The organism is Pseudobutyrivibrio sp. ACV-2 (assembly GCF_900107545.1).
GTDB lineage: Bacteria > Bacillota > Clostridia > Lachnospirales > Lachnospiraceae > Pseudobutyrivibrio.
In genome coordinates, this window is the sequence record NZ_FNQZ01000016.1 from 23987 (window position 1) to 46811 (window position 22825).

At 37.1% G+C, this 22825-nt stretch carries 23 protein-coding genes; 6 read left to right on the top strand and 17 right to left on the bottom strand.

Going from position 1 to position 22825, the window contains the following annotated elements:
- Positions 1-273: 273 nt before the first annotated feature.
- Positions 274-606, top strand: a complete 333-nt coding sequence (locus BLV53_RS13745; protein ID WP_090301860.1) for a hypothetical protein — start codon at positions 274-276, stop codon at positions 604-606.
- Between the two features lie 17 nt (positions 607-623).
- Here BLV53_RS13745 and BLV53_RS13750 read toward each other — a convergent pair whose 3' ends face one another.
- From BLV53_RS13750 to BLV53_RS13810, 13 genes are all read right to left on the bottom strand, one after another.
- Positions 624-1157, bottom strand: a complete 534-nt coding sequence (locus tag BLV53_RS13750) for a histidine phosphatase family protein (protein ID WP_090301863.1) — start codon at positions 1155-1157, stop codon at positions 624-626.
- Positions 1158-1193: 36 nt separating this feature from the next.
- Positions 1194-1751, bottom strand: coding sequence for an alpha/beta hydrolase (locus BLV53_RS13755; RefSeq protein ID WP_090301865.1), 558 nt, complete (start codon positions 1749-1751; stop codon positions 1194-1196).
- A gap of 63 nt (positions 1752-1814) precedes the next feature.
- Positions 1815-2561, bottom strand: coding sequence for a metallophosphoesterase (locus tag BLV53_RS13760; protein WP_090301866.1), 747 nt, complete (start codon positions 2559-2561; stop codon positions 1815-1817).
- 370 nt (positions 2562-2931) lie between these two features.
- A complete protein-coding gene (locus BLV53_RS13765; RefSeq protein WP_090301869.1) occupies positions 2932-4965 on the bottom strand; it encodes a methyl-accepting chemotaxis protein in 2034 nt (677 codons plus the stop codon).
- Positions 4966-5149: 184 nt separating this feature from the next.
- Positions 5150-6916, bottom strand: a complete 1767-nt coding sequence (locus BLV53_RS13770; protein WP_170830871.1) for a methyl-accepting chemotaxis protein — start codon at positions 6914-6916, stop codon at positions 5150-5152.
- Positions 6917-7153: 237 nt separating this feature from the next.
- Complete coding sequence (locus BLV53_RS17095) at positions 7154-7297, bottom strand: hypothetical protein (RefSeq protein ID WP_170830872.1); 144 nt, start codon at positions 7295-7297, stop codon at positions 7154-7156.
- Positions 7287-7715, bottom strand: coding sequence for a hypothetical protein (locus BLV53_RS13775; protein WP_090301873.1), 429 nt, complete (start codon positions 7713-7715; stop codon positions 7287-7289). The genes BLV53_RS17095 and BLV53_RS13775 overlap by 11 nt, the downstream gene beginning before the upstream one ends.
- A gap of 213 nt (positions 7716-7928) precedes the next feature.
- A complete protein-coding gene (locus tag BLV53_RS13780; protein ID WP_090301875.1) occupies positions 7929-9407 on the bottom strand; it encodes an alpha-L-fucosidase in 1479 nt (492 codons plus the stop codon).
- A 175-nt stretch (positions 9408-9582) separates the two neighbouring features.
- Entirely contained in the window at positions 9583-10872 is a 1290-nt protein-coding gene (locus BLV53_RS13785; RefSeq protein WP_090301877.1) for a hypothetical protein, read from the bottom strand.
- Positions 10873-11026: 154 nt separating this feature from the next.
- Positions 11027-12325: a phosphopyruvate hydratase gene (eno, locus tag BLV53_RS13790; protein ID WP_090301879.1), complete on the bottom strand. Its 1299-nt coding sequence runs from the start codon at positions 12323-12325 to the stop codon at positions 11027-11029.
- Positions 12326-13064: 739 nt separating this feature from the next.
- Positions 13065-13457 carry a C-GCAxxG-C-C family protein gene (locus BLV53_RS13800; RefSeq protein ID WP_090301883.1) on the bottom strand — a complete coding sequence of 131 codons (393 nt, stop codon included), beginning with the start codon at positions 13455-13457 and terminating at the stop codon, positions 13065-13067.
- Positions 13457-14044, bottom strand: coding sequence for a 4Fe-4S binding protein (locus BLV53_RS13805; RefSeq protein ID WP_090301885.1), 588 nt, complete (start codon positions 14042-14044; stop codon positions 13457-13459). Before BLV53_RS13805 ends, BLV53_RS13800 begins: the two co-directional genes overlap by 1 nt.
- The gene (locus BLV53_RS13810; protein WP_090301887.1) at positions 14037-14243 is read right to left on the bottom strand and encodes a 4Fe-4S binding protein; all 207 of its coding nucleotides are present in this window, start codon (positions 14241-14243) and stop codon (positions 14037-14039) included. Before BLV53_RS13810 ends, BLV53_RS13805 begins: the two co-directional genes overlap by 8 nt.
- 114 nt (positions 14244-14357) lie before the next feature.
- Here BLV53_RS13810 and BLV53_RS13815 point away from each other — a divergent pair, with 114 nt between their 5' ends.
- Positions 14358-14690 carry a winged helix-turn-helix transcriptional regulator gene (locus BLV53_RS13815; RefSeq protein ID WP_090301889.1) on the top strand — a complete coding sequence of 111 codons (333 nt, stop codon included), beginning with the start codon at positions 14358-14360 and terminating at the stop codon, positions 14688-14690.
- 51 nt (positions 14691-14741) lie between these two features.
- Here BLV53_RS13815 and BLV53_RS13820 read toward each other — a convergent pair whose 3' ends face one another.
- Positions 14742-15728 carry a DNA/RNA non-specific endonuclease gene (locus tag BLV53_RS13820; RefSeq protein WP_242879111.1) on the bottom strand — a complete coding sequence of 329 codons (987 nt, stop codon included), beginning with the start codon at positions 15726-15728 and terminating at the stop codon, positions 14742-14744.
- Between the two features lie 189 nt (positions 15729-15917).
- Between BLV53_RS13820 and BLV53_RS13825 the strand changes: the two genes are divergently transcribed.
- The gene (locus BLV53_RS13825) at positions 15918-16100 is read left to right on the top strand and encodes a hypothetical protein (RefSeq protein WP_090301891.1); all 183 of its coding nucleotides are present in this window, start codon (positions 15918-15920) and stop codon (positions 16098-16100) included.
- A 189-nt stretch (positions 16101-16289) separates the two neighbouring features.
- Here the strand turns inward: BLV53_RS13825 and BLV53_RS13830 are convergent, their stop codons facing one another.
- On the bottom strand, positions 16290-18050 hold the full coding sequence (locus BLV53_RS13830; RefSeq protein WP_090301893.1) for a 1-deoxy-D-xylulose-5-phosphate synthase: 1761 nt from the start codon (positions 18048-18050) through the stop codon (positions 16290-16292).
- Positions 18051-18199: 149 nt separating this feature from the next.
- Between BLV53_RS13830 and BLV53_RS13835 the strand changes: the two genes are divergently transcribed.
- The 3 genes from BLV53_RS13835 (at position 18200) to BLV53_RS13845 (ending at position 21429) form a co-directional block, all read left to right on the top strand.
- Positions 18200-18646, top strand: a complete 447-nt coding sequence (locus tag BLV53_RS13835; protein ID WP_090301895.1) for a MerR family transcriptional regulator — start codon at positions 18200-18202, stop codon at positions 18644-18646.
- A gap of 146 nt (positions 18647-18792) precedes the next feature.
- Positions 18793-19821, top strand: coding sequence for a tyrosine-type recombinase/integrase (locus tag BLV53_RS13840; protein ID WP_090301897.1), 1029 nt, complete (start codon positions 18793-18795; stop codon positions 19819-19821).
- 1116 nt (positions 19822-20937) lie between these two features.
- Positions 20938-21429, top strand: a complete 492-nt coding sequence (locus BLV53_RS13845; RefSeq protein ID WP_090301899.1) for a hypothetical protein — start codon at positions 20938-20940, stop codon at positions 21427-21429.
- A 66-nt stretch (positions 21430-21495) separates the two neighbouring features.
- Here the strand turns inward: BLV53_RS13845 and BLV53_RS13850 are convergent, their stop codons facing one another.
- The gene (locus tag BLV53_RS13850) at positions 21496-21735 is read right to left on the bottom strand and encodes a hypothetical protein (RefSeq protein WP_090301901.1); all 240 of its coding nucleotides are present in this window, start codon (positions 21733-21735) and stop codon (positions 21496-21498) included.
- Between the two features lie 10 nt (positions 21736-21745).
- Complete coding sequence (locus BLV53_RS13855) at positions 21746-22717, bottom strand: C39 family peptidase (RefSeq protein ID WP_170830873.1); 972 nt, start codon at positions 22715-22717, stop codon at positions 21746-21748.
- Between the last annotated feature and the right edge of the window lie 108 nt (positions 22718-22825).

Sequence of the window (22825 nt, forward strand, 5' to 3'; positions counted from 1 at the left end):
CTTTTGAGATGATACTAACATATGAAAAAATGTGCTTCAATGAACCTTTCGAATATGGTTATCTTTATTACGTAACTGGTAATTTAGATTCAATCTCCGGATGTTCTGTAAGTATTCTGTCTAAAAGGTCTGCTCTGTCAGTCTAATGATTTTTTGCCAAATTTAATAATTTGTTCGATTTACAAGAATGCGTGTTCGGGTGTATTATCTTCTTACAAAAAGCAAACGTATTTTCGGAAATTATGTTCGTTATATTACAAGGAGGTAAGACCTATGGAGCTTTCAGATAAAATTATCGCTGTAGATTTTGATGATACTCTTTGTTTTTCAAATTGGCCTAATCTTGGTGCGCCGAATCTTCCATTGATTAATTACTTACATACGCAAAAAACAGCTGGTAGCAGAATAATTTTGTGGACTTGTAGGGCAGGGAAACCTTTAGATGAAGCTATAGAATGGTGCAAACGCTATGGCCTTTATTTTGATGCAATTAATGATAATCTCCCAGAAATAGTGGAGCTTTATGGAAATAACAGCAGAAAAATCACCTGCGATATTTACATAGATGACAGAAATATGAAACTAGAGGAATTGGTAGGTCAATGATGGAATACATATATAATTTAAAAATCGTACCTCTTTATCTCGCAGTTTTTTATTCCACAAGATGAGAACTCTTCGTTGGTCATTTCCCTGAAATAAGATTCTACCATTCTTGCAATTCCATTATGAGCCACCAGGATAACTTCTCTGTCAGACGCCTTTATATCATCTATAAGATTATATATTCTCTGAGCCAGATGCAGCATAGATTCACCAGTTCCAAATCTGCTTGCCATATCCTTTTTGGCTTCGTGGAATTCTGCTCCGTTTCTTGGAGTAGATTCGTATCTGCCAAAATTCTGCTCTTTAAGTCTTGGCTCTATTTCCATGGGTATCCCTGTTATTTCAGCGATATGTCTTGCGGTTTCTTTTGCTCTAATCAGAGGAGATGTCAGGATAACATCAGCAGTAATACCCTGCTCTAATATCTTCTTTCCTGTTTCTATTGCCTGCTCATGACCTTTCTCCGTAAGCTCGATATCTGTTTCACCGCATATCTTATTCTCTACGTTCCAAACGGTTTCACCGTGTCTAATAAAATAAAAATGATCCATGTTCATACACTTCCTGTTCTAAAAAATTTACTCAGCTTATAGCAGCTTATCCACCATCCCCATAACCTTTCCCAGGATTTCAATATTAGTAAGCACATCCTCTGTTTCAAGGGAATGGTTTGCTCCTGGAATTACCACGTAGGTAAGAGACAGCTCATCGCAAAGGTTGATGCACATGTCAGTGTCGCAAAGTGGATCTGCATCACCATGAAATACAAAACCTTCACAGGGAGATACAAAAGCAAAGGTTGTTTCGATAGGTGTAAAAATGATTAGGTCTGCATCCAGTTCATAGGACATATTGTACCTGGCAGCAAGGGCCGTTCCAATACTTTTTCCTATGAATACAATCTTTTCGTAATTGGTAAAATCAATATCCTCTAGCTGTTTTGTCACCTGCTCAAACGCAGTATCAAAAGCCTGCATTCGCTTTTCTTCATCAGCCTTTATTACCACTCCTGCCTCAGGCAAATCATACTTTATCTCAATAATTTCATACCCTCTGGCATGTGCAAGCTTTTTTGAGTAATACAGAAGCGGTTTATCTGTATGGTAACCTACTCCTGGAAAAACTACTGCTATTTTATTGCTCATACTATCCTCCATATTATCTAGACTTCAAAGTCTAAAATTTAATCATAAACTCTCCCTTGGTCTTTATTTTAAAATCAGTAGCGGCTTCCACCTTAAAAAATCACCAGACACAAGCGAATACCTGATTTTCCGCTTCTTACCTGTAATACTATCATGGAATCTGCTCTCCCCATGACAATGTCCATAGATCACTTGCTCGGCACCATATTGCTCGGCAAGCTTAGTAAAAATGCTATTGGTTTGCAGTATGTTGGTAGGCGGATAATGTAAAAACATAATGTACTTCTTAAATCCGTCTGCCTTGGCTGCTTCAAAGGATGCTATAAGTCTTTCTGATTCTCTCTTAACTAGCTTTTCAGCATGCTCTGCCTCTTTCTCATCCCATCCCTGAACATTGCCGTATCTATCAAGATAAAATGGGCCTTCAAAAGTATATCCCTTAGTGCCAACTAAAGCATAATCCCCATATGAATAGTAGTTGTTCTGAAGAAATTCCAGCCTACCTTTAAACATCTCGTTGAGGTGTTCCGTCTTCTTGGCATCCCAAAACATATCATGATTACCACGTAACAAAATCTTTCGTCCAGGCAAATCCATGATGTACTCTAAATCCTTCTGGCATTCATTAAGATTCTTGCCCCAGCTATGATCTCCAACAAGCACCAGTGTATCCTCATCAGTCATAACCTTCCTACAATTATCCACAAAAATCGCCTCATGGTTTTGCCAAACCTTATCTTCCAGCTGATTTCGAGCCTTGAGCTCAGACTGAAAATGTAAATGCAAATCTCCAATAGCATATAAACTCATGGTTAGTCTTCCTCACTATCTAAATAGTATTTATACTCCGCTATCAAAAAATAAAAACTGCAAATACTCTTTGACCTGGTCTTTTGAAAGTGAAGTCTCAAGGGACTCTGAATAAAATTTCGTGTCCGCTATTATTTTAGTTCGTTTATTTATGCCTTTTATCACTGTATCCACTCATTATATAAAATCTGTATCTTTTGCAACAATTATAGCAAAAGTCCTATGCAATTTGCGATTTCATTTGCAAAATACATAGGACTTTTGTGTATACTCTATTATGGAACAAACTATAAATCGCTTAAATAAATAAGCTGCATGGCATAATAACCATGCAGCTTGAATTTCTTTATAAATGAAAACGAACAATCTACTATGACAAATCATCCTTAAAGAAAGATATTTCCTCATTTAATTTAATGGCAATATCCTTCAAATCCTCAGCTGATGCCGCAAGTGTTGAAACAGTAGCCGAAAGCTCCTGAACGGATGCTCCAGTGGTCTCTGAAGATGCTGCATTTTCTTCTGAAATTGCTGAAAGTGATGACATTGCATCTGAAACTATATCATTGGAAGTCACACAGGTATCAGCTCCACCTGCAATCTCCTTAACACCATCAACAGTACCATCAATGTCCTCAAGCATACCATTTACAGAATCAAGCGTACCACCAATTGCCTCCTGCTGATCTAAGTTGCCCTGTTTTACAAGGTTTGCTGCAGCAACGGCAGCCTCTGATTGCTTCAAAAGAATATCCATCTGAGTTCTGATATCCTGAGCCATGCTATCTGAATCATCAGCAAGCTTTCTAATTTCCTCTGCAACAACCGCAAAGCCTTTTCCTGCTTCACCTGCTCGTGCCGCCTCAATCGAGGCATTCAGTGAAAGTAGGTTAGTCTGAGATGCAATTCCTGAAATTCCTTCTACACTTTCATTAATGCTTGTAACTGCATCCTTTGTGGCAGAAATTGTTCTGGCAATCTCTTCAATCTTTTCTGTCATATCACTGCTTGAGGTCTGTAGGTTGAGAAGTGATCTACTGGATGTCTGTGAGGCTTCCTTCATCTTTCCAGCAAGAACCTCCATATTTTCTGTCGAGTTCTGAACTCCTGTAACAGCATCAGTAATTCTTCCTACACTTTCAGCAGCCTGCTGAATCTCTTCTGCCTGCTGAGCAGCACCAGATGCAATTTCCTGAACCGCATTTGCAACTCCATCGGTTGTTGATGCAATCTGATTTGCCATTTCTGAAAGCTTTTCAGAAGAATCCCCTACAACTCCTGCAGAAGCTTTTATAGAACCTACAATTCCAGAAAGTCTTTCTATAACTGTATTTGTACTCTTTACTATCTTTCCAATCTCATCTTCACGGTTTGAAAAACCATTAATCTGTTTAAATCGACCATCTGCCAAAATGGATAGTGAATCATCCACAGCTGCTATTGGATTGGCAAAGCTTTGAGCTAGCATTACAGAAATTACAGCAGCAATTATGAGTAACATAATACCAATAGCGATAACAATAGACGCAGACTTACGAGCCGCAGACACAATTAAACTTTCACGCTTTGCTACGCAAACAGTAAAACCACAAAGGCCTTGATCATCTCTTGCATATGCAAGATAAGTAGGATAACCTACTGCCGTTGATTTATAGGAACCTTCAATCTCATTTGTATTCATATATGGTGATGCGCTAAAATTTGCAACCTCATCGTCTGGTCCAATCTCATACTGAGAATGAGCCATCATGTCACCATTTCTGTCTATAACAAAACCCTCATCGCATTCAGAAGCCAGAATTTCATGAAAATCATTTAAATCATAATTTCTATGTACTGTACCAATGATTTTATTAGTTTCAGGATCAATTACCGGAGCTGCCATAGAAATACTACGCTTACCAGTAGAAGCACTTACTATAACGTTAGATACAGTAAACTTTCCTTGCATGGCTCCCTGCCAAAATTCTCTGGAACTGATATCCACCAAATCGCCATCATCATCGCGAAGTAACATCTGTCCCTTATCATTTGTTAGTACTAAAACGTTACCATCGCCCAGGTATTCATCTATCGACTGCATCTGAGCCTTTAATTTACCCATATCTACTTCCTCACCCTTCATAAAGGCGATGGTCGTAGGCGATTCTGCAAAGGCCGTAATAGATGATTCATTTGCTTGAATAACTGAGTAAATCTTTCCCTGAACATACCAAGCCTGCCATTCAAGCGAATCTATTGCATCAACTATTGCCTGGTTTGTAGATGTGTAATAGCTTATAGCAACCGACACAATAAGTGGCACAGCAGCTACAAGTAGCATTGATGATATCAGCTTTGTCTTTATACTTTTCTTCCAAGAAAAACCACTTTTCTTATTATTTTGCACCTTTGACTTACCCATAGCTATCTCCTTAAAAACCAACAGGCTATCCTGCTACACTATAACTATGAGTATTATAAGACAAATGTATGTATAAACAGTTAAATTGGCCTATTTTTAATTGTATTGACATAAAGACTACTACAGTGTCATAGCCATTATCAATTTCCAAGATATTAAAGTCCTTACAAGTTGTTATCTTACTTTATTCGTCATCCTCTATACTTGTAAAGCGTGATACCTCATCCTGTAGACGCTGAGAAATATCACGGTTTGTCTCAGAGTCATCACGGATTGTGGTAATTGATTCCAGGATTCCTGTAGTACTTGCTGTAGCTTCAGATACACCCTTGGTACAGTCATTGATTACCTTTGATATATGGTCAATCTCTGATGTCATATCATTAATAGTAGAATTCAGCACCACTGTATTATCATTTACGCTATCAAGCACAATATTGATATCCTCAGCATCCTGATAGTACTGTTTTGCCACATCCTCAAACCCATCATAGTCAGCAAGTACTGTCTCGCTTACATATGTGAGCATCTCATTAGAATTATCTGCAAGTGCTTCAACGGCTGAAATAACCTGATTACTAATTTCCTGGATAGAATTGGCTGTTTCTTTACTATGCTCAGCAAGCTGTCTGATTTCGTCTGCAACTACTGCAAAGCCCTTGCCTGCTTCACCTGCACGGGCTGCCTCAATGGAAGCGTTAAGGGCTAGAAGGTTTGTCTGTGCTGCAATTGATAGAATATCCTCAGTAAGTGTCTGAATCTGCTCTACATTCTTACTTTCTGCTATTGAATTCTCTAAAGTACCCTTGATTGATGAAACCATTTCATTTGTGGTTTCTTTCATTTTAACTGTCTTCTCGCGAATAACATTGGCATGATTCTTAATTTCTGATACTCGACTCGTACCCTCATTTACCTGATTAGATACGTTTCCTACTGCATCATTTACATCACCTGCTTCATCATTAAGCGAAAGAAGTGTGCTGTTTGCTGTCTCCATGCTGGCTGAAAGCTCTTCCATAACCGAAGACACATTACTAACATCATCCTTGGATAGATTGACTATTCCAACTGTATTTTCAACAGAGGTGTATATATTTCCTGACTCATTCTTTATTGTAAAAATAATCTTCTCCAAGGTCTCCAGGAAGTTATTAATACCTGCCACAAGAACACCCACCTCATCCTTGGACTTATTCTTAATTCTGTGAGCAAGATTTGCATTGCCTGCATTCATATCTAATATCATTTTGTCCAAATCCTTAGATGCATAAATAAGTGGATTAACTGATCTTCTCACAATAATGACTGCAAATCCGGTAGCAATAATCTGCATAATAACTCCAAAGACTATAGATTGCTGTACTGCCCTCTCTGATTTAATGAGAAAAGCTTCATTTTCTTTAACAAGAAGCTCCAGTTTTTCACGCATGAGACCAACATTTTCCTCATACACAGTGACATACTCATGTGCACCAGAGAAATAAATGTTCAGGGCTTCACCAAAATCCCCTTTATAAAAACATGCTTCCATCTTTTTATATTCAGACAGAAAACTGTTTGCCGCAGTACTCATCGTATTATACTGTTCTGTAAACTCAGGGTCGTTTATAGTATCCACATGATTTTTCAAATCTGAAACGGCCTCATCAACAATCTGATACTCGCCCTCGCCCACTGCAATAATTGTGTCTCTTGTGGCTGTATCAGTCCAATTATCCTGATACATATTATTCATAGTCTCAAGAATGAAAAATCTCTTGACCAGATTTTGTAAATTAGTATTGGCATTACCGAAGTCTCGCTCTACCAACAGATAAGTCTGTGACATCATATTGGCCGTGGTAACAGCCGCCCTAAAGTTAAAACCTATAAAAGCTATGCCAAATACCATAACTAAATCAAGAAGAACTATGCTAGCCATAATCTTAGCCTTCATGCTACTTTTCATATTAGACACTCCTTTTTCAACAGCACACTTACAACCCGCACCCATCCTAGGATAAAATGATACTATCAAAAAAAATTCCCCAATTTGTGGGGAATTTTTTAACATTTTGAGTTTTATTTGTGAGTGTTTATTTTTTATGGTCGAATGCCCATCTTTTGCATTCATCTTCTAACATACTTGGTGTTTGGAGTAAATCCTCCTCGCAAGATATTCCACTTTGAAGTATGGCCTTATTTATCATATTTCCAGCTCCGAACTGTAGCCTCCCATAAATGCACCACCATGAATATAGAAGTGAAGAATATAATTTGTATCTCCGCCTGCTGGAAGAATTGAGCCAGCCTCAGAAACGATTGGATTTACCAGAATATCAACCAACAATCAAAAATCCAATAACCGGGCCTGCAAAAATGGCCAGATAAATCAATGAAATCCATGGCTGATAATCAATATAGAATTCCCTAAAGGTTAGCCTCCATGGATGCTTTATCAATACCCATCCTACCAAATCAAATACTATACAGATGATTGCCCATATCGCGCCTGTAATCAATGCTACTGTAAGCGTTGGTGCAGAAAGACTTCTCATATAAATCAGCCCAAATACTGAAAAAAGAACTATGTTGTACAGAGGGTGCCATGGCTTGGTTTTCTCATAGCCCTCTCCCATTCCAGGACTCTCCTTCATAGATTTCATGTGCAAAACCTTGATATTAAAGATAGTGTGGGCTATTCCAACCCATGTTACTAAAATGTAACAAATCCAAAAACAAACCATTGATATCCCAAATCGTTCCATACTATTCTACCCTCTCCTTTTTGTTATGATAAGGTAATTGTACCGTATCTAACCTCCAAAGGATATGGAATATTGTCACTTCTTAAAGTGATAAATGTCATATTATAAAGAAGATACCACCTTGCCATATTCAAAGAAGCACAAGAAGATTTTGATGAAATTGCAGAAATCCTAAAGACGTAGCCTAATACCCAACTAGACGGCAAAGTAAACCTATAGCAATTTAATTCTAAAACATAAAGGCTTATCAGTCATAAAATCATTGGTACGTTTAATAACCATAGCCTTTTCAGTTCTTTCAAATTGTAAATCCGCGCCTGTTGATAGCAGCTCCACTTTGTCTATTATCATCCCTCTCATAGGTTGAGCCTTAAAAGCTTTAATCTTGGCATCCCCATTTATCGGCCTCATCCAAAATGCATATATGTAACCATTTTTGTATGTAAATCTATAATCTGACTCATTGTACTCTATTTCCTCTGAATCATTAAATGACCCATCTGTAATAGATGAATCTCCTTCTTTATATTGGCTCCAGCACCTTGTTCCATATATACCTTCGCCATTTACAGAAAGCCATTCTCCTATTTCTTTGAGAACTTTTTCTTCTTCTTTTGTAAAACTGCCATCTGCCTTAGGACCGATATTAAGCAGAAAATTGCCATTTTTGCTGACTGTATCTATTAAATCGCAGATTAATTTATAACTGCGTTTAAAAGTGTTCTCCTTAACATATCCCCATGATTTATTTCCTATAGCAGTATCTGTCTGCCAATATCTAGGGGAAATATCTTGAAGTCCGCCTCTTTCCATATCAAATGTTGCTACATCAGGCGGAAATGCGTAATGCTTATAGCAAATTGTAACTTCTTTTTTCCATTCAATGGCCCTATTGTAATAATATGCGCAGAGTTTCTTTAAATATGGCTTATATTCCTTATTCTGAATAGCAGTATCAAAATAAAGCATTGCAGGCTTGTATCTATCGATTATTTCGGCTGTTCTTGCAAGCCAGTCCTCAATCCATTCCTTGTCCGGGCCCACACATTCTGGATTTTCTGTCAACCCATCAAATCCCACGTTGATGTATTCTGGCCTAAGTACAGCCGGGCCATAAAAATCCCGGTATTTTTCATCATTTACATCACTATCAATCTCTCTTCCAAGATTCATGAAATAATAATGTTCAGCGCGATGTGATGAGCCGCAAAAAACTAAGCCTTGTCTTTCACATTCATCCTTTAGCTCCCCACATATATTTTTCTTTGGACCCATAGCAAAAGCATTCCATCGATTCAATTCTGAATCATACATGGAGAACCCATCGTGATGTTCCATAACAGGTACTACATATTTCGCGCCAGCATTTTTAAATGTCTCAATCCAATGTTTTGCGTCAAATCTCTCCGCGGTAAACAATGGTATAAAATCTTTATATCCAAAATCTTTCTGCGGTCCAAATGTCTCAATATGATACCTATACTCAGGGTCCCGCTTGTTATACATATTCCTTGAATACCATTCATTTCCAAAAGCGGGAACACTGTATAGTCCATAATGGATAAAAATACCAAATTTCGCATTTTCAAACCACTTTGGTGTTTGATGCTGTGAAAGTGATTCCCACGATGGCTTGAACTGCCCATCTCTATTTACAATTTCTATTTGTTTTAAATAATCTTCTTTTGTCATGTTCCCACCCCTGATGATTACATTACTGCAATTTTACCTATAATTCATGAAATTATTATAACAAGGGCTTTAACACTAAATACCTGCGAAAGTATAGGATTCTACCTATTTTTTTTTATTTATATTATTAGTTTAATATGTCAAAAACTATATTTGTTCTACGGTTGACCACAAATTACCCATATTCCTTAACCGGCACCTGATGCTTAGGCCTAATATTAGGATAAGGACCTTCCATCTTGTAATTTATACCAAGCTCTCTCAAAACTTCACCGAATGCCTCAACATATTTAGTTTCTTTAATCAGCTGCATAAATGACACAAAAATTTTGTCAGCCATTGAAGTTACTTCTAATAATAAATGCCCATCAACAAGTATTGCATATGATTCAACATAGTCAGCTACGTCGCCCCAATCCATTTGTCCTGTATAGTTAACAATAAATGTGCCATGCTCCGCCTCTTTGCCCCTGGAGGGATCGTTTTTGCCATAATAGGCACACTTATTTTTTAGACCTTCTATTTTATCAACCTCCTCAAGAAACTTTATATGTCTCTTGAGCTGATAATTACTTACAGTCGGATCTACCTGAAGAATTATTTGGCTTCTTGTAAGTGTACCCAATTTCTCCATATCATATTTGAAATATTCCCTTTTATAGTCAATATGTGAGTGAGTTAAAAGATCGCAATGAGTGTTCGGCAAACCAATATCCGCCGACGGATTATGAGCAATCTCACCGCCTATAACCCGATATTTATCTGGCAATAATTTATCTAGTGCCTTGGCTAAAGTAACCAGGAAAAACGACGCGACACTGGCATCATTGTCTTTTGCAAATGACATAATTTCTTTCTGTTCAAAGGTAAAAAAATAGTAGTTTGGATCTCTTTTAAATGGATTGTACATGCCATTGAGGTAGTCTATCATCATAACAACTGGCTGCTTACTTTTGTATTCATATATAGGTGCCTCATCAGATAGCATATCAATAGTTGGTTCAGCACATTCTCCTTCAAGTAATGGACTGTCAGGTTTCCTTATACCTGGTGCATTTGGCAAAACATCGTATTTTTCAACAACATATTGATACACGTTGGTCATCACCCATGGCAACAGGCCACGTCCTCCGCACATAGAATGGCTAATGTTAAAATAAATATCGCACCCATCACAATCAACGTATAATAAATGCCCATTTACTTCTTCACATCCTAAGTGTAGAAGTTTTGTCGGTGTCTTCATCACGATAACATCTTTGTCATTATGCTGGAAATCATACCCGCCATCTTCTCCAAGGACTACTCTCACCGCAAAATATGGATATCTTTTAATTGCAACATTGACTGCATGCCTTAAAATATCAATGTCGACTATTTCTTTCATAGTGACTTTAACTCTTACACAAAAAGAAAATATTTTTTCGTCAGAATAAAGTCTGTATGTATCAATACTGTGTTTCATAGTCCATCCTCCATACACTTGGAAAACGTTAGCAACCCCTGTATGATGATATCATCAATGTATGTGCATTTTATGGCAAACTAAAGATAATTGGGAATAAAAAAACAGCAGGTTTTCCCAACCGAGAAAACCTGCTTTCTTATAGCAAAATATTTTATTTGATGTTGAATGCCTTGATACCTGGATATACTGCTGAAGCACCAAGCTGTTCTTCAATTCTAAGAAGCTGGTTGTATTTAGCAACACGCTCTGTTCTAGAAGGAGCACCAGTCTTAATCTGGCATGTATTTAAAGCAACTGCTAAATCAGCAATTGTTGTATCCTCTGTCTCGCCTGAACGGTGTGAAGAAATTGCTGTATAACCAGCCTTGTGAGCCATCTTGATAGCTTCGAGTGTCTCTGAAACTGAACCAATCTGGTTGAGCTTGATAAGGATTGAGTTACCGCATCCATTCTCGATACCCTTTGAAAGACGCTCTGTGTTTGTAACGAATAAATCGTCACCTACAAGCTGAACCTTATCACCAATCTTAGCTGTCATCTTCTGCCAGCCTTCCCAATCCTCCTCATCAAGACCATCTTCAATAGAAATAATTGGGTATTTCTCAACAAGAGCTGCCCAGTGATCGATAAGCTCATCTGTAGTAAAGTCCTTGCCTGACTTAGGCTGATGATAAAATCCCTTGCCCTTTTCTGACTTCCACTCGCTAGATGCAGCATCCATAGCAATCATGAAATCCTTGCCTGGCTCAAACCCAGCAGCCTTAATAGCCTTTAAGATTACTTCAATAGCTTCATCATCATTCTTAAGTGAATTAGGAGCAAAACCGCCCTCGTCACCTACTGCAGTAACATCTCCCATCTCCTTAAGAATAGCCTTAAGTGCATGGAACACCTCAGCACACCAGCGTAAACACTCACTGAATGATGGAGCTCCAACAGGCATAATCATAAATTCCTGTGTATCAACAGCGCTATCTGCATGAGCACCACCATTTAAAATGTTCATCATTGGAACTGGAAGCTTAGTTCCCTGAATACCACCTAAAAATCTATAAAGAGGAATATCAAGTGATGTAGCTGCTGCTCTGCAACAAGCAATTGATGTAGCAAGAATTGCGTTTGCACCAAAGTTTGACTTATCCTTTGTGCCATCAGCCTTAATCATAGCTGCGTCAATTGCGTAAATATCAGATGCGTCTAATCCACAAATAGCATCTGCAATTGGGCCGTTGATATTTGCAACTGCCTTAGTAACACCTTTGCCTAAGTATCTTCCTTTATCTCCGTCACGAAGTTCAAGTGCTTCAAACTCTCCTGTAGATGCACCTGATGGAGCCATACCGCGTCCAACAGTACCATCAACAAGTGTGACCTCGCATTCAACAGTAGGATTTCCTCTTGAATCGAGGATTTCTCTACCAATAACCTTTTCAATTTCTAAGTAATCCATAACTATCCATCCTTTCACATAAAAAGTTTTGAACTCCATATTGTTAAGACAGGTAGCAACTGTACTTAACAATATAAAAAGGAGTTCTGCAATGATTTACACAAAGTTAGACTGTGCTAACTACAAGTAGATTAACAGAACCCCTTTATTTATTCAAGGATATTTTATATTTTGTTACTGAGCTTTTTTATCAATAAGCCAGGTTAATACATAAAAATTTAGACATTTATTCAGCATTAGTAACCCATTCGGAAGCTAGATATAAGGGTACATTTACCATCCAGTCCTGCTCTTTGTATCCAGACATAGAAAATCTTACCGGTTTTAGGTCATTATTTCCGTCAAAAATAGTTTTAAGGCTTTTTGATTTTAAGTTTTCTTCTGCCTTTACTTCTATAGGATAAACATGATATTTTTGGATGACAAAATCCAATTCTAGAGTAGCTCGATCTCTTGTGTGGTAATATACTTTTTTACTAGCGAATATACAATCAACTCCCACATTTTTACAAACATAATAATATTCTATTGTTACATTTTTACAAGCGAATATTCTTATTTAGCTCACACTTTCTCAAACGATAAACACCTTCAACATCTTTTCATTGCTTCAAGACCTTCAAATTGTTTACAATACTGCTGTATTACTGTTGAAAATAAAAGCCCTGGGTATCGACGCTTACCGCCACCCCAAGGCTTAACTATAGAACTATTTTATTGTAACTAATAAACTACAAACTTAGCCAATCTCCACTGCTTCCCCAAGTGAAAGCACTGCATTTCTAACACACTCAGGGCACTCGCATAACACTTGGCCCGTTGTGATACCCTTTAAATCCTTGCAGATTGTGGCACCACATTTTTCATTAAACTTGCTTACGATATCCTTTGAAAGTCTAGGTGTACCTTTGCCATCTGTAGCCATACCAGCCACCATAACGGCGCCGATAAGCGCACCACATGTACTTTCCATACATCCCATACCAGCTGCAAAGCCTGCCGACAGTTTCATAAGCTCCTCTGGAGCGATATTTATTTTATCTTCAAATGCTTTAAGCACTGATTGGGTGCAGTTGCACTGTCCTGTAGCCTTTAAATTTGCGGCTAAATTAGCTCTTTCTTCTATTGTCATTACTTTGCTCCTTTTTCTTTTATCTTACATATGCCCTGAGTCATGGTTCCCATAGGACAAAATGTGCACCAGGTTCTTTCTTTATATAGTACCATTACAATGAGGCCAATCAAAGTAGATGTAAGCATCAAACTGTAAAATCCATATCCAAACTGTGCTACCCAATCAGGAAAAATACTTCCAGAATAGGTCCATTCCCAAGGCACCTTAAAGGTCCAGAAAAGCTTTATCGCTTTGCGCAGAGTGCCAACACCGGCAAATACCTGATATGTTTGGAAAACCATTGTACCAAACATTGTAAGGAAAAATATTAAAAATCCATATCTAAACCATTTTGATGACAACCACTTTGGCGCAGGTTTCTTTCTGGAACATCCCACCTTTCTTCCTAATACCCAAAATAGCTGCCCCCTGCCACACATATTATTACAGAACCACTTGTTTCCACCTACTATTGCAAATATCAGAGGCAAAATGAAATCTATCATCCCTAACCATGCAAATAATATATTAAAGAAACCTAGAGCGAAATAAATGATGCTCCAAATCCAAAGATAGTTGTACCAGTGCTTTTTCTTGTTAGCCATTTATCACTTCCCTCTCTTTCACTTCAATAACATTTGCTGGACAGGCTTTTGCACACAATCCACATCCCACACAGAGATTTTCATCTACAGTAGCATAGCATCCTCGATAGATTGATATTGCATTCTTAGGACACTGCAATCTACAGACTCCACAGGCAACACAGCCTGCTACATTTACATTTGCTTTTTTCTTTGCCATTTAGACTTCCTTTTACTTTCCACTTGTTTTTTGAATCCGATATGCATATTATATGTGGTATAAAAAACTTATCAAGTACGCATTTTTTATTAATCTAGTAAGGAAAAACTGACTATGAAAAAAGAACCATTATGTGATGAAATCGCAGGCGAAGGCTGCGGATTAAAGAAAGTATTAAATATTGTCGGCGGCAAATGGAAAATTATGATTCTCTGTGTCATCGACAACAATGAAGTTGCAAGATATGGTGATTTGCGCCGCTCAGTATTTGGAATCACAAACACTATGCTGGCCCAATCACTCAAAGAATTAGAAAAAGATGGCATGATACTGAGAACCCAGTATGATGAAATGCCAGTGCGAGTAGAATACACTCTCACCGATAAAGCAAAATCGATGATACCTATTCTGCTACAGCTAAAAAAATGGGGCGAGGAAAATTTATAATTTCATTATTACATTGGCTAATGATAACATTCTTTCCTCGCCCAAGATGAATTAAGGCCTACAGTTACCACATGAGGTATATCCTTGGTTAATTAAATCTTCTCTCGAACCATGATAATAGTCCTTATTTTTATCCTTCATATCACTCACAGATTTACAACTTGGGTAATGAAACTTCTTAGTATTCGTGTTCAACACATAGTCAGCCGCTTCATTCTCATTACTTGCACTTGAAATATTAGCTTCTACGTTCTGCTCCTGTACTGGATTGGCTTCATTCGATAATTCACTATTACCACTTGCATAGTCAATAGCTATACCAGGTTGGGCATTGTAGCAATAGACATTAAACATCACTCCACGGCCTTGATCCTCAACAGAATAGGCCTCCATGAGAACACCTGATGCCACCAGATTATCACCTTCAAATATTGGTGTAACTCTGTATAAAACATGATTTCCCGTATTTTCTACATAATCAGCAACTTCATTTTCAAATGGAAGCATTCCCTGAACATTTAAATATCTGGTTCCAGTAATAAGGTTCTTTTCATTGGCATTTTCTCCGCTTAGCTGATATCCAATAAGATGACATCTGTTATATAGATAGTTCCCATCAACATACTCATGATAATTTGCTGTATGCCAGCCACTAGGTTTTATGCTTCCTATCTCACCACGTTCTTCTGTTGGCATGAGCTCTTTACAGATGCTTGCATAAGCTACACCGCATCTACCAAGTGAATCAAGATTACTGTATGATTCAAAGGCATCAGTTCTAACCTTATCTTCCTCTGTGAAATAGGGCACATTGTTATTTACTACAGTATATGGACTACCTGTAAAGATCCCGACCTGTTCTAAAGAAAACTCTGTTGTTGCATCAGAAACAGGCGCCAACCCTGAAGTAGGTACTTCATCTGTATCTGCTATCTCTATAGTACTTGCTTCGTTACTAGCAATGCCAGTGTCATAAAAACTATACCCACCAATTAAAATAGCAGTTACCGCTAAAATCATTAATATTTTCTTTTTCATACATGTCCTCCGTGTTGCCGCATTATCTATACAACTAATATAAATGCAAAATAACTACTTATCAATGATAACATTTCTTTCATTAGGGAATATATTTATCCTACCAATCCTTGACGTCAGTGCGCAAACGTGATATCCTGTCAAGGTTTGTGAATAAATTGTGTTTTTTATAACGAAAGGGTACGAGATATGAGAATTAAAGATATTATTGCAGAGTTAAGTCAATACGATGAAAACATCGAGCTTGTAATAGATGTAGACGGCAAATGCACAACACCAGCATTTATGAAAAAAGATATAGTTAATTTTAAGCATGATTATTCTGGTACGTTATTTACTGATGAAGCAATAGTACTTTCAGCACGAATCTAATATAATTTGCATATATTATCCAGGCAGCCACTTCTTTGATGATTAGAAGATGGCTGTTTTTTTTATCTTTTAACAAAAGGATATTAATTTAATATTAGGGGTGCAACTTGAACCCGTTAGAAACGTGCGCCGCTAGACGCACACTAAAAGCCAGCTATATGCTTGATTATAGCTGGCCAATGACGGAACCTACTTTATTATATTCTTTATATCCTCTACTATCTGTTCTGTAGACATTCCTACACTCTTAATCAAATCTTCTGGATTATATCTATCGTAGAATTCCTTATCGAGTCCATAGTTTAAAACCTTCATATCTGAAGAACCATAGAATGAAGCAATTTTTTGACCAAAGCCACCTTCTACTATGCCATCTTCAAGTGTGACAATAACCTGATGGTTTGATTTGAGTTTTTCAAGCAATTCCTTATCAACGCCAGATGCAAATCTAGGATTGATTAATGTTGGAGTGAATCCCATTTCAGATTTGATTGTATCAGCAAGTGCTTCTCCGCGCTGATAGAAATCTCCTAAGGCAAGAATGGCAACTTTCTCTCCGCTAAGCTCTACTTTATATTTATCAATTGTAGAATAGCTTGCGTCTGCTGCTCTATGTGTAACCTGATTTCCTGGAACTAGAATCATTACTGGATGCTCATTTTGATCTACAGACCAAGCTAGCATATTGCTGTATTCTTCTGCAGATGAAGGAGCAAGCACTACAAGGTTTGGAATATTTGTAAATGCTGCCAAGCCAAAGATTCCTAGGTGAGTTACATCTGTAAGCCCATCAAATGATGAATAGTTTAAGAGCATAGTTACAGGATTGTTGTTGATACATACATCCTGGGAGATTTGATCATAAGCTCTTTGCATAAATGTCATGTTTGTGACGACAAGTGGCTTTGCTCCGTTCTTTGCAACTCCAGATGCAATAGCAACTGCTGCTTCCTCGGCAATTCCTACATCTAAATACTGTTCTCCAAGCTCAGCTCTTACTTCCGGTGTAAGACCGATGGCTCCTGGCATAGATGGAGTAATAACTAAAAAGTCCTTATCAGCTTTGGCCTTATCAATAATGTATTTAATGGTGATATCTGTGTAGCTTTCACCATCTCCAAAGCTAATGGTAGGCTTGCCTGTTTCTCTATCAAATGGGAGAGTCCAATGCCATGCTTCTTTATTTTCTTCCGCAAGTGCATAGCCCAAGCCCTTCTTTGTATGAATATGAAGTACGATTGGATGATTGATATCCTTTACCTTTTCAAACAAAGCAATCATAGACTGGATATCATTTCCATTTTCTTCATAAATGTAATCTAAACCATATGCCTTAAAAATATTGTTTTCAGCCTTGCCGTTAGATTCACGTAAGTCTGCAAGATTTTTATACATTCCACCGTGAGTTTCAGCAATAGCCATCTCATTATCATTAACGATAACTATGAAGTTTGTGTTCATCTCACCGGCAACATTCAATGCTTCCATTGCCTCACCGCCTGAAAGTGAACCATCACCTATAATAGCGATAATGTTTTCCTTATCTTTCTTAAGGTCTCTAGCCTTTGCAAGACCTGCTGCTAGTGCAATTGATGTGGATGTATGTCCAATGTTAAAGAAATCATGCTCACTTTCCTCCGGATTAGTGTAGCCAGAATCCTCTGTAAATCGTGCATCATCAATATATCCATTTCTTCTTCCAGTCAAAAGCTTATGCGGATAGCTTTGATGAGATACATCAAATACAAATTTGTCCTTTGGTGAATCGAATACGTAATGAAGAGCGATTGTGGCCTCAACCATTCCAAAGTTTGGTCCAAAGTGACCTCCAATCTTTGTGAGCCTATTAAAAAGTGCCTCACGCATTTCTCCTGCTAGATTCTCTAATTCATCAGCTGACAGTTTCTTTACATCAGCGGGTGAATCTATATTTTTTAATATTTCATACATAGTTTTTTCTTCCTTTCTATTTGATACGAAATGAATACTAGCACCTATAGTTAACTTTAGGTCAAGGTTTTCTTGCACATTAATTTATATCATGCTAAAATCCACGTAATTAAAGTATTTTTTTAGTACAAGGTTTTGGAGGTCTTATGATGTATACAATTGGCCAAGTTTCAGAAATGTTTAATATCCCTATTTCAACTTTGCGCTACTACGATAAGGAAGGTTTCTTTCCTAATATGGAGCGCCAGTCTGGAATAAGAAAGTTTTCAGATGCAGAAATTTCAGCATTACATATAATCGAATGTCTAAAATGTTCTGGCCTAGAAATTAAAGAAATCAAGCAATTCATGGAAATGACTACAAAGGGAGCTGAAACCTACGAAGCTAGAAAGAAGCTCCTTGAAACAAGGCGTGCCGCTGTAGAAGCTGAAATTGCGCAACTTCAAAAAACTCTAGATATGCTTAAATACAAATGCTGGTACTATGAAACTGCTATTAAAGATGGAAATGAAGATGGAATCAAAGCCATGCTTCCTGACAATCTTCCACCTGAGATTCAAAAGCTTTATGACAACGGAAGCGGACACACAGCCTAATTATTTAATATATCACTTAGACAAAATGGTATTGAGCCATATATTTACTTATTTACTCTGGCCCGGGAGGGCCGTGTAATTATAATTCTATCTTTACATTAAATATCTGTTTTGCATATTAATAGCATATATTTTATAATATACTCATGAGTAATGAGTATCGAAACGAACAAGACATTAAAAATAACACAAAAATAAATGAGCTCTTAAATGATATGCCAGAGTTCTTAGAGGATTTTCATACCCACTTGGACTCAAGGAATCGTTCTACAAACACAATTCTTGGGTATATGTATGAGATAAATGTATTCCTAAGATTCATGGCTGTAACATTAAAGAAGGAAAATATCAAAGATATCCAGGTTACTGATTTAGATAAAATCAGAATGACCCAGATTGAAAGATATATCGCTGAATCAGAGGATGGAATCAAGCTAAGTGAAACTGCACGCCGCAGGAAGCTTTCTGTGCTTAAGACCATGTATAAGTATTACCTGGCTATTGGTGCAATCAAAAACAATCCTACACTTCTCGTGGAAGGTCCAAAGCTTCATGAAAGAGACGTGGTAAAGCTCAGTGATTCAGAAGTTTCAGCTTTATTAAATTGTATACAAAATCAGGATAAAATTTCAGAACATGCCAAGGCTTACAATAAGCGCATGGTTGACAGAGATATGGCCATTATTATGGTGTTGCTTGGCACTGGTATGCGTGTTTCAGAGCTTGTGGGACTTAATCTTTCAGACATTGATACTACCGAAGAACACAAAGTGTATTTCAGTATTATCAGAAAAGGTGGAGATTATGATAAGGTACGTGTAATCACTCCTGTATACAATGCCGTGGCTGATTACATCGAGTTTTCTCGCCCTCTACTGCTCTCTTCTACTGATGAGAATGCGCTGTTCATTTCAACCCAGGGTAAAAGAATATCCGTAAATGCGGTACAAAAAATGCTTAAGAAATACTGCAAAGCTGCTGGCCTTTCTGATAAGTACTCTCCTCACAAGATGAGGGCAACTTTCGCTACCAAAGTTTACGCAGAAACAAAGGACATCTATGCAATCAAAGATGCCCTTCATCATAGCAATATTGATACTTCCAAGCATTATATTTCGGATAAAGAAGCTAGAATTGATGCTGCGGCGGAGGCGGCGAGTGCCTTCTTCAAATAGAAATAGAATAATAGTCCAATCATTTAATTAAAAGCTTTAATTCCCTTTAAAACATGTCCATTATTATCAAACAATAATAATGTATAATCTGGAGCAATTTAATCCAATGGAATGCAATTTCTTATGTTTGGCCATTTAGAGATTTCTGGGCATATATAAATCTTTTTACAATGGTAATGGTTTTCTTCTATGTAACAAGCTCTTGGTTCCATACGGAACCAGGAGCTTTTTTCCATTATTTCTAATTAACGTTACGTTATTCCATATTATTGGAAAAGCTCATTCTTTCCTCTGTTTTTGGTTTTTCCATTAACTTCAATTAAGGCTCCATTAATGCCAATTATTGGAAAATTTAATCTTATGTGTACCATTTCTAGATTTTTGGGCCATTTTATATATAGGCTAGCCTATCAAAATTGGGGTCCGTTTGTTCCTTGCAAGCATAGACAAATGTCCTTTTTTTCCATTAAAACTCCGTTTTAATGAATTTCGTTGTGTAACCCCAAACCCTTGATATTGAAGAAATCTCAAAGGCTACGCACTGTAGGAATATATTCAACAAGAATATGAAAAGAAAATTTTTATTTGCTGCTTGAAATTATATCCTGAGAATCTTCGCCAGCAAGGACTTCGCAAGTGACATGTGTCATCCTTGACGGCTCAGCTTCTCTGGATAACCAATAAACAAGCAAAGAAAAGGAAAAAGCTTGAGAATTCAACATTCTCAAACTCTAATCATTAAAAAATATTATGCCGGCTGCGGGACTTGAACCAAAAACTGGTTCACAAATACTATAAAATCAAGGAGGAAAAGCATGTGGTCAGTCTCGTTGCCCTTTTTTATCATTTTTTCACAAATATCATGTACAATAATGTTGTAGAAGAATGCTTTTCAACCGATACCATATATGAACCAACTATTGTAGATTCTGTGAAATTGTGGTATAAACATAGTTACAACCTTTCGCGATGTAGGTCAAATAACATCGTTTGAGACAAATGTGTTTCGCAATGTACACCAAAATACATTGCTTGTTACAAATTCCCTTCGCAATGTGGGACAACAAACATTGCTAGAGGCTCTGCATAATGTGGAGCCTCTTTCTTTGGAGATATATGATTATTCATGGAATTTACTTTGGTAAGGATGAAATCTACAATAAAATCCGTTCCGAAGGTGGAGTATGGAATGACTCAAAAGAGCGCCCTATTTTCTGCTTAATAGAGTCAGCAGAACACGCTGGGCTTTATTGGGCTATTCCTTTAGGTAATTGGAATCATCGTGATGATAAAGCAAAGGAACGAATTCGAAAGTATATAAATTTTCCTGATACTGATTTGCGTTCCTGTTTTTATCACCTTGGAAAAACAGATACAGATACTATTTTCTTTATTAGCGATGCTATTCCTATAACAGATAAATACATTGAACGAGAGTATCTAAATAGATATTCTAAGCAACAACAAATTATCAAAAACAAAAAGCTTATTTCAGAGTTGGAACGAAAACTATTCAGAATTCTATCAGATGAAAATGCTAATCCGAATAAATATAGACAACATATCACTGATATCAAGAATAAGCTTATAGAAGAATTAGATTCATAAAACAACGGTTTGTGCAGTTTTGATACCGCACAAACCATCAGATTAGAAATCTGTCTTGTTTTTGTGTTAAAAAAAGTTCAAAACTGCAACAAGTTGCTGCAGAAATTCCTTTTCAAGAGACTTGTATACTTCACCAGTCTTAAGATTATAGAAACTTATGGTAGATCCATGATATCCACCATATTCCTGAGCCTCAGCAACATCATAAAAATCTTCATTATCTGGTATCCCATAGGCTAGCAAGTCCTGACAAGGAATTTTCTCGATATATAATCCTTCCACAACATTAAATTTCTTTATTTCCATCAGTCACCTTTTAATAATTATATGTATATTTCCACACACTTTTCATTTGAGAAACAAGGAGATTAACATCCCAGTGCTTTTTTGAGTTCTTTGGACTATTTGGATCATTAACAATTATTTGACCATCATCAGTTACACCTATTAAAACAATAAAGTGTCCTGTTTTAGTAAAATCACCTGGTGTCATAGAACAGATTAATGGTGTGGAGCTTGTAAGATTAGTCAGTATGTAATCAGCTGACACGCTACCTGATGAAACATCAAGCCCAAAATGCTTTGCTCCTGTAGTCATAATATCCCAGGACGTCCCCTGTCCATATGTATAGAATCCCTGCTGTGCAGCGTATTGACTTACAACATAAGGATTAATAGCTGCATCTTGCTCAAGTCCACATGCAACCATGGCAACACATGTAGGTCCGCATCCAGCTACACCCACATAATTTCCACCATAATCTTTATATCCCCAACGTTTATCCCACTGGATAAATAAAGGAATATTACGTTCTGACATTTCCTTTGAAACATCCATATCAAAATCTTCGTCTTTGTACTTGTTAAAATTCTTTACATAATCAGATGCTTCAGGATATTTCTCACCAAATTCAATTACATTCTGAGGTATATCTTCTACGTCTCGATTACCAAAAATGTTGAATCCTAAAATCATAATCAAAAAGATTAATACAATAGCCAATACAGGCTTTAATATTTTTAGGTGTTTCTTTGTATGCTTTTCTTCTGGTAGATTTAAGTCATCAATTTCAAAATCAACCTTTTGTTTCTTTGTTGCCTTAGGACTGTGTTTAATCTTAATTATGCTTATTAAAACATAAATAAAAAATGAAAGTGCCAATATACAAAATGCCACAGAATCAGTTAGCCACTCTGGTGCAAAAAAATAATCCATTGCTATTAAACCAATAAAAACAGCAAGGATAATTATGAAAGTTTTTAATAGCCATCTGATAGTATTTCTCAAATATGTATCCCCCCTCATCAAAGCGTTGCATCCGCCCAAATAATTATCAACTGGTAATATTTTAAAATGGAGAGCCTTGAAAAATCAAGGCTCCCCAAGCTAACAAAT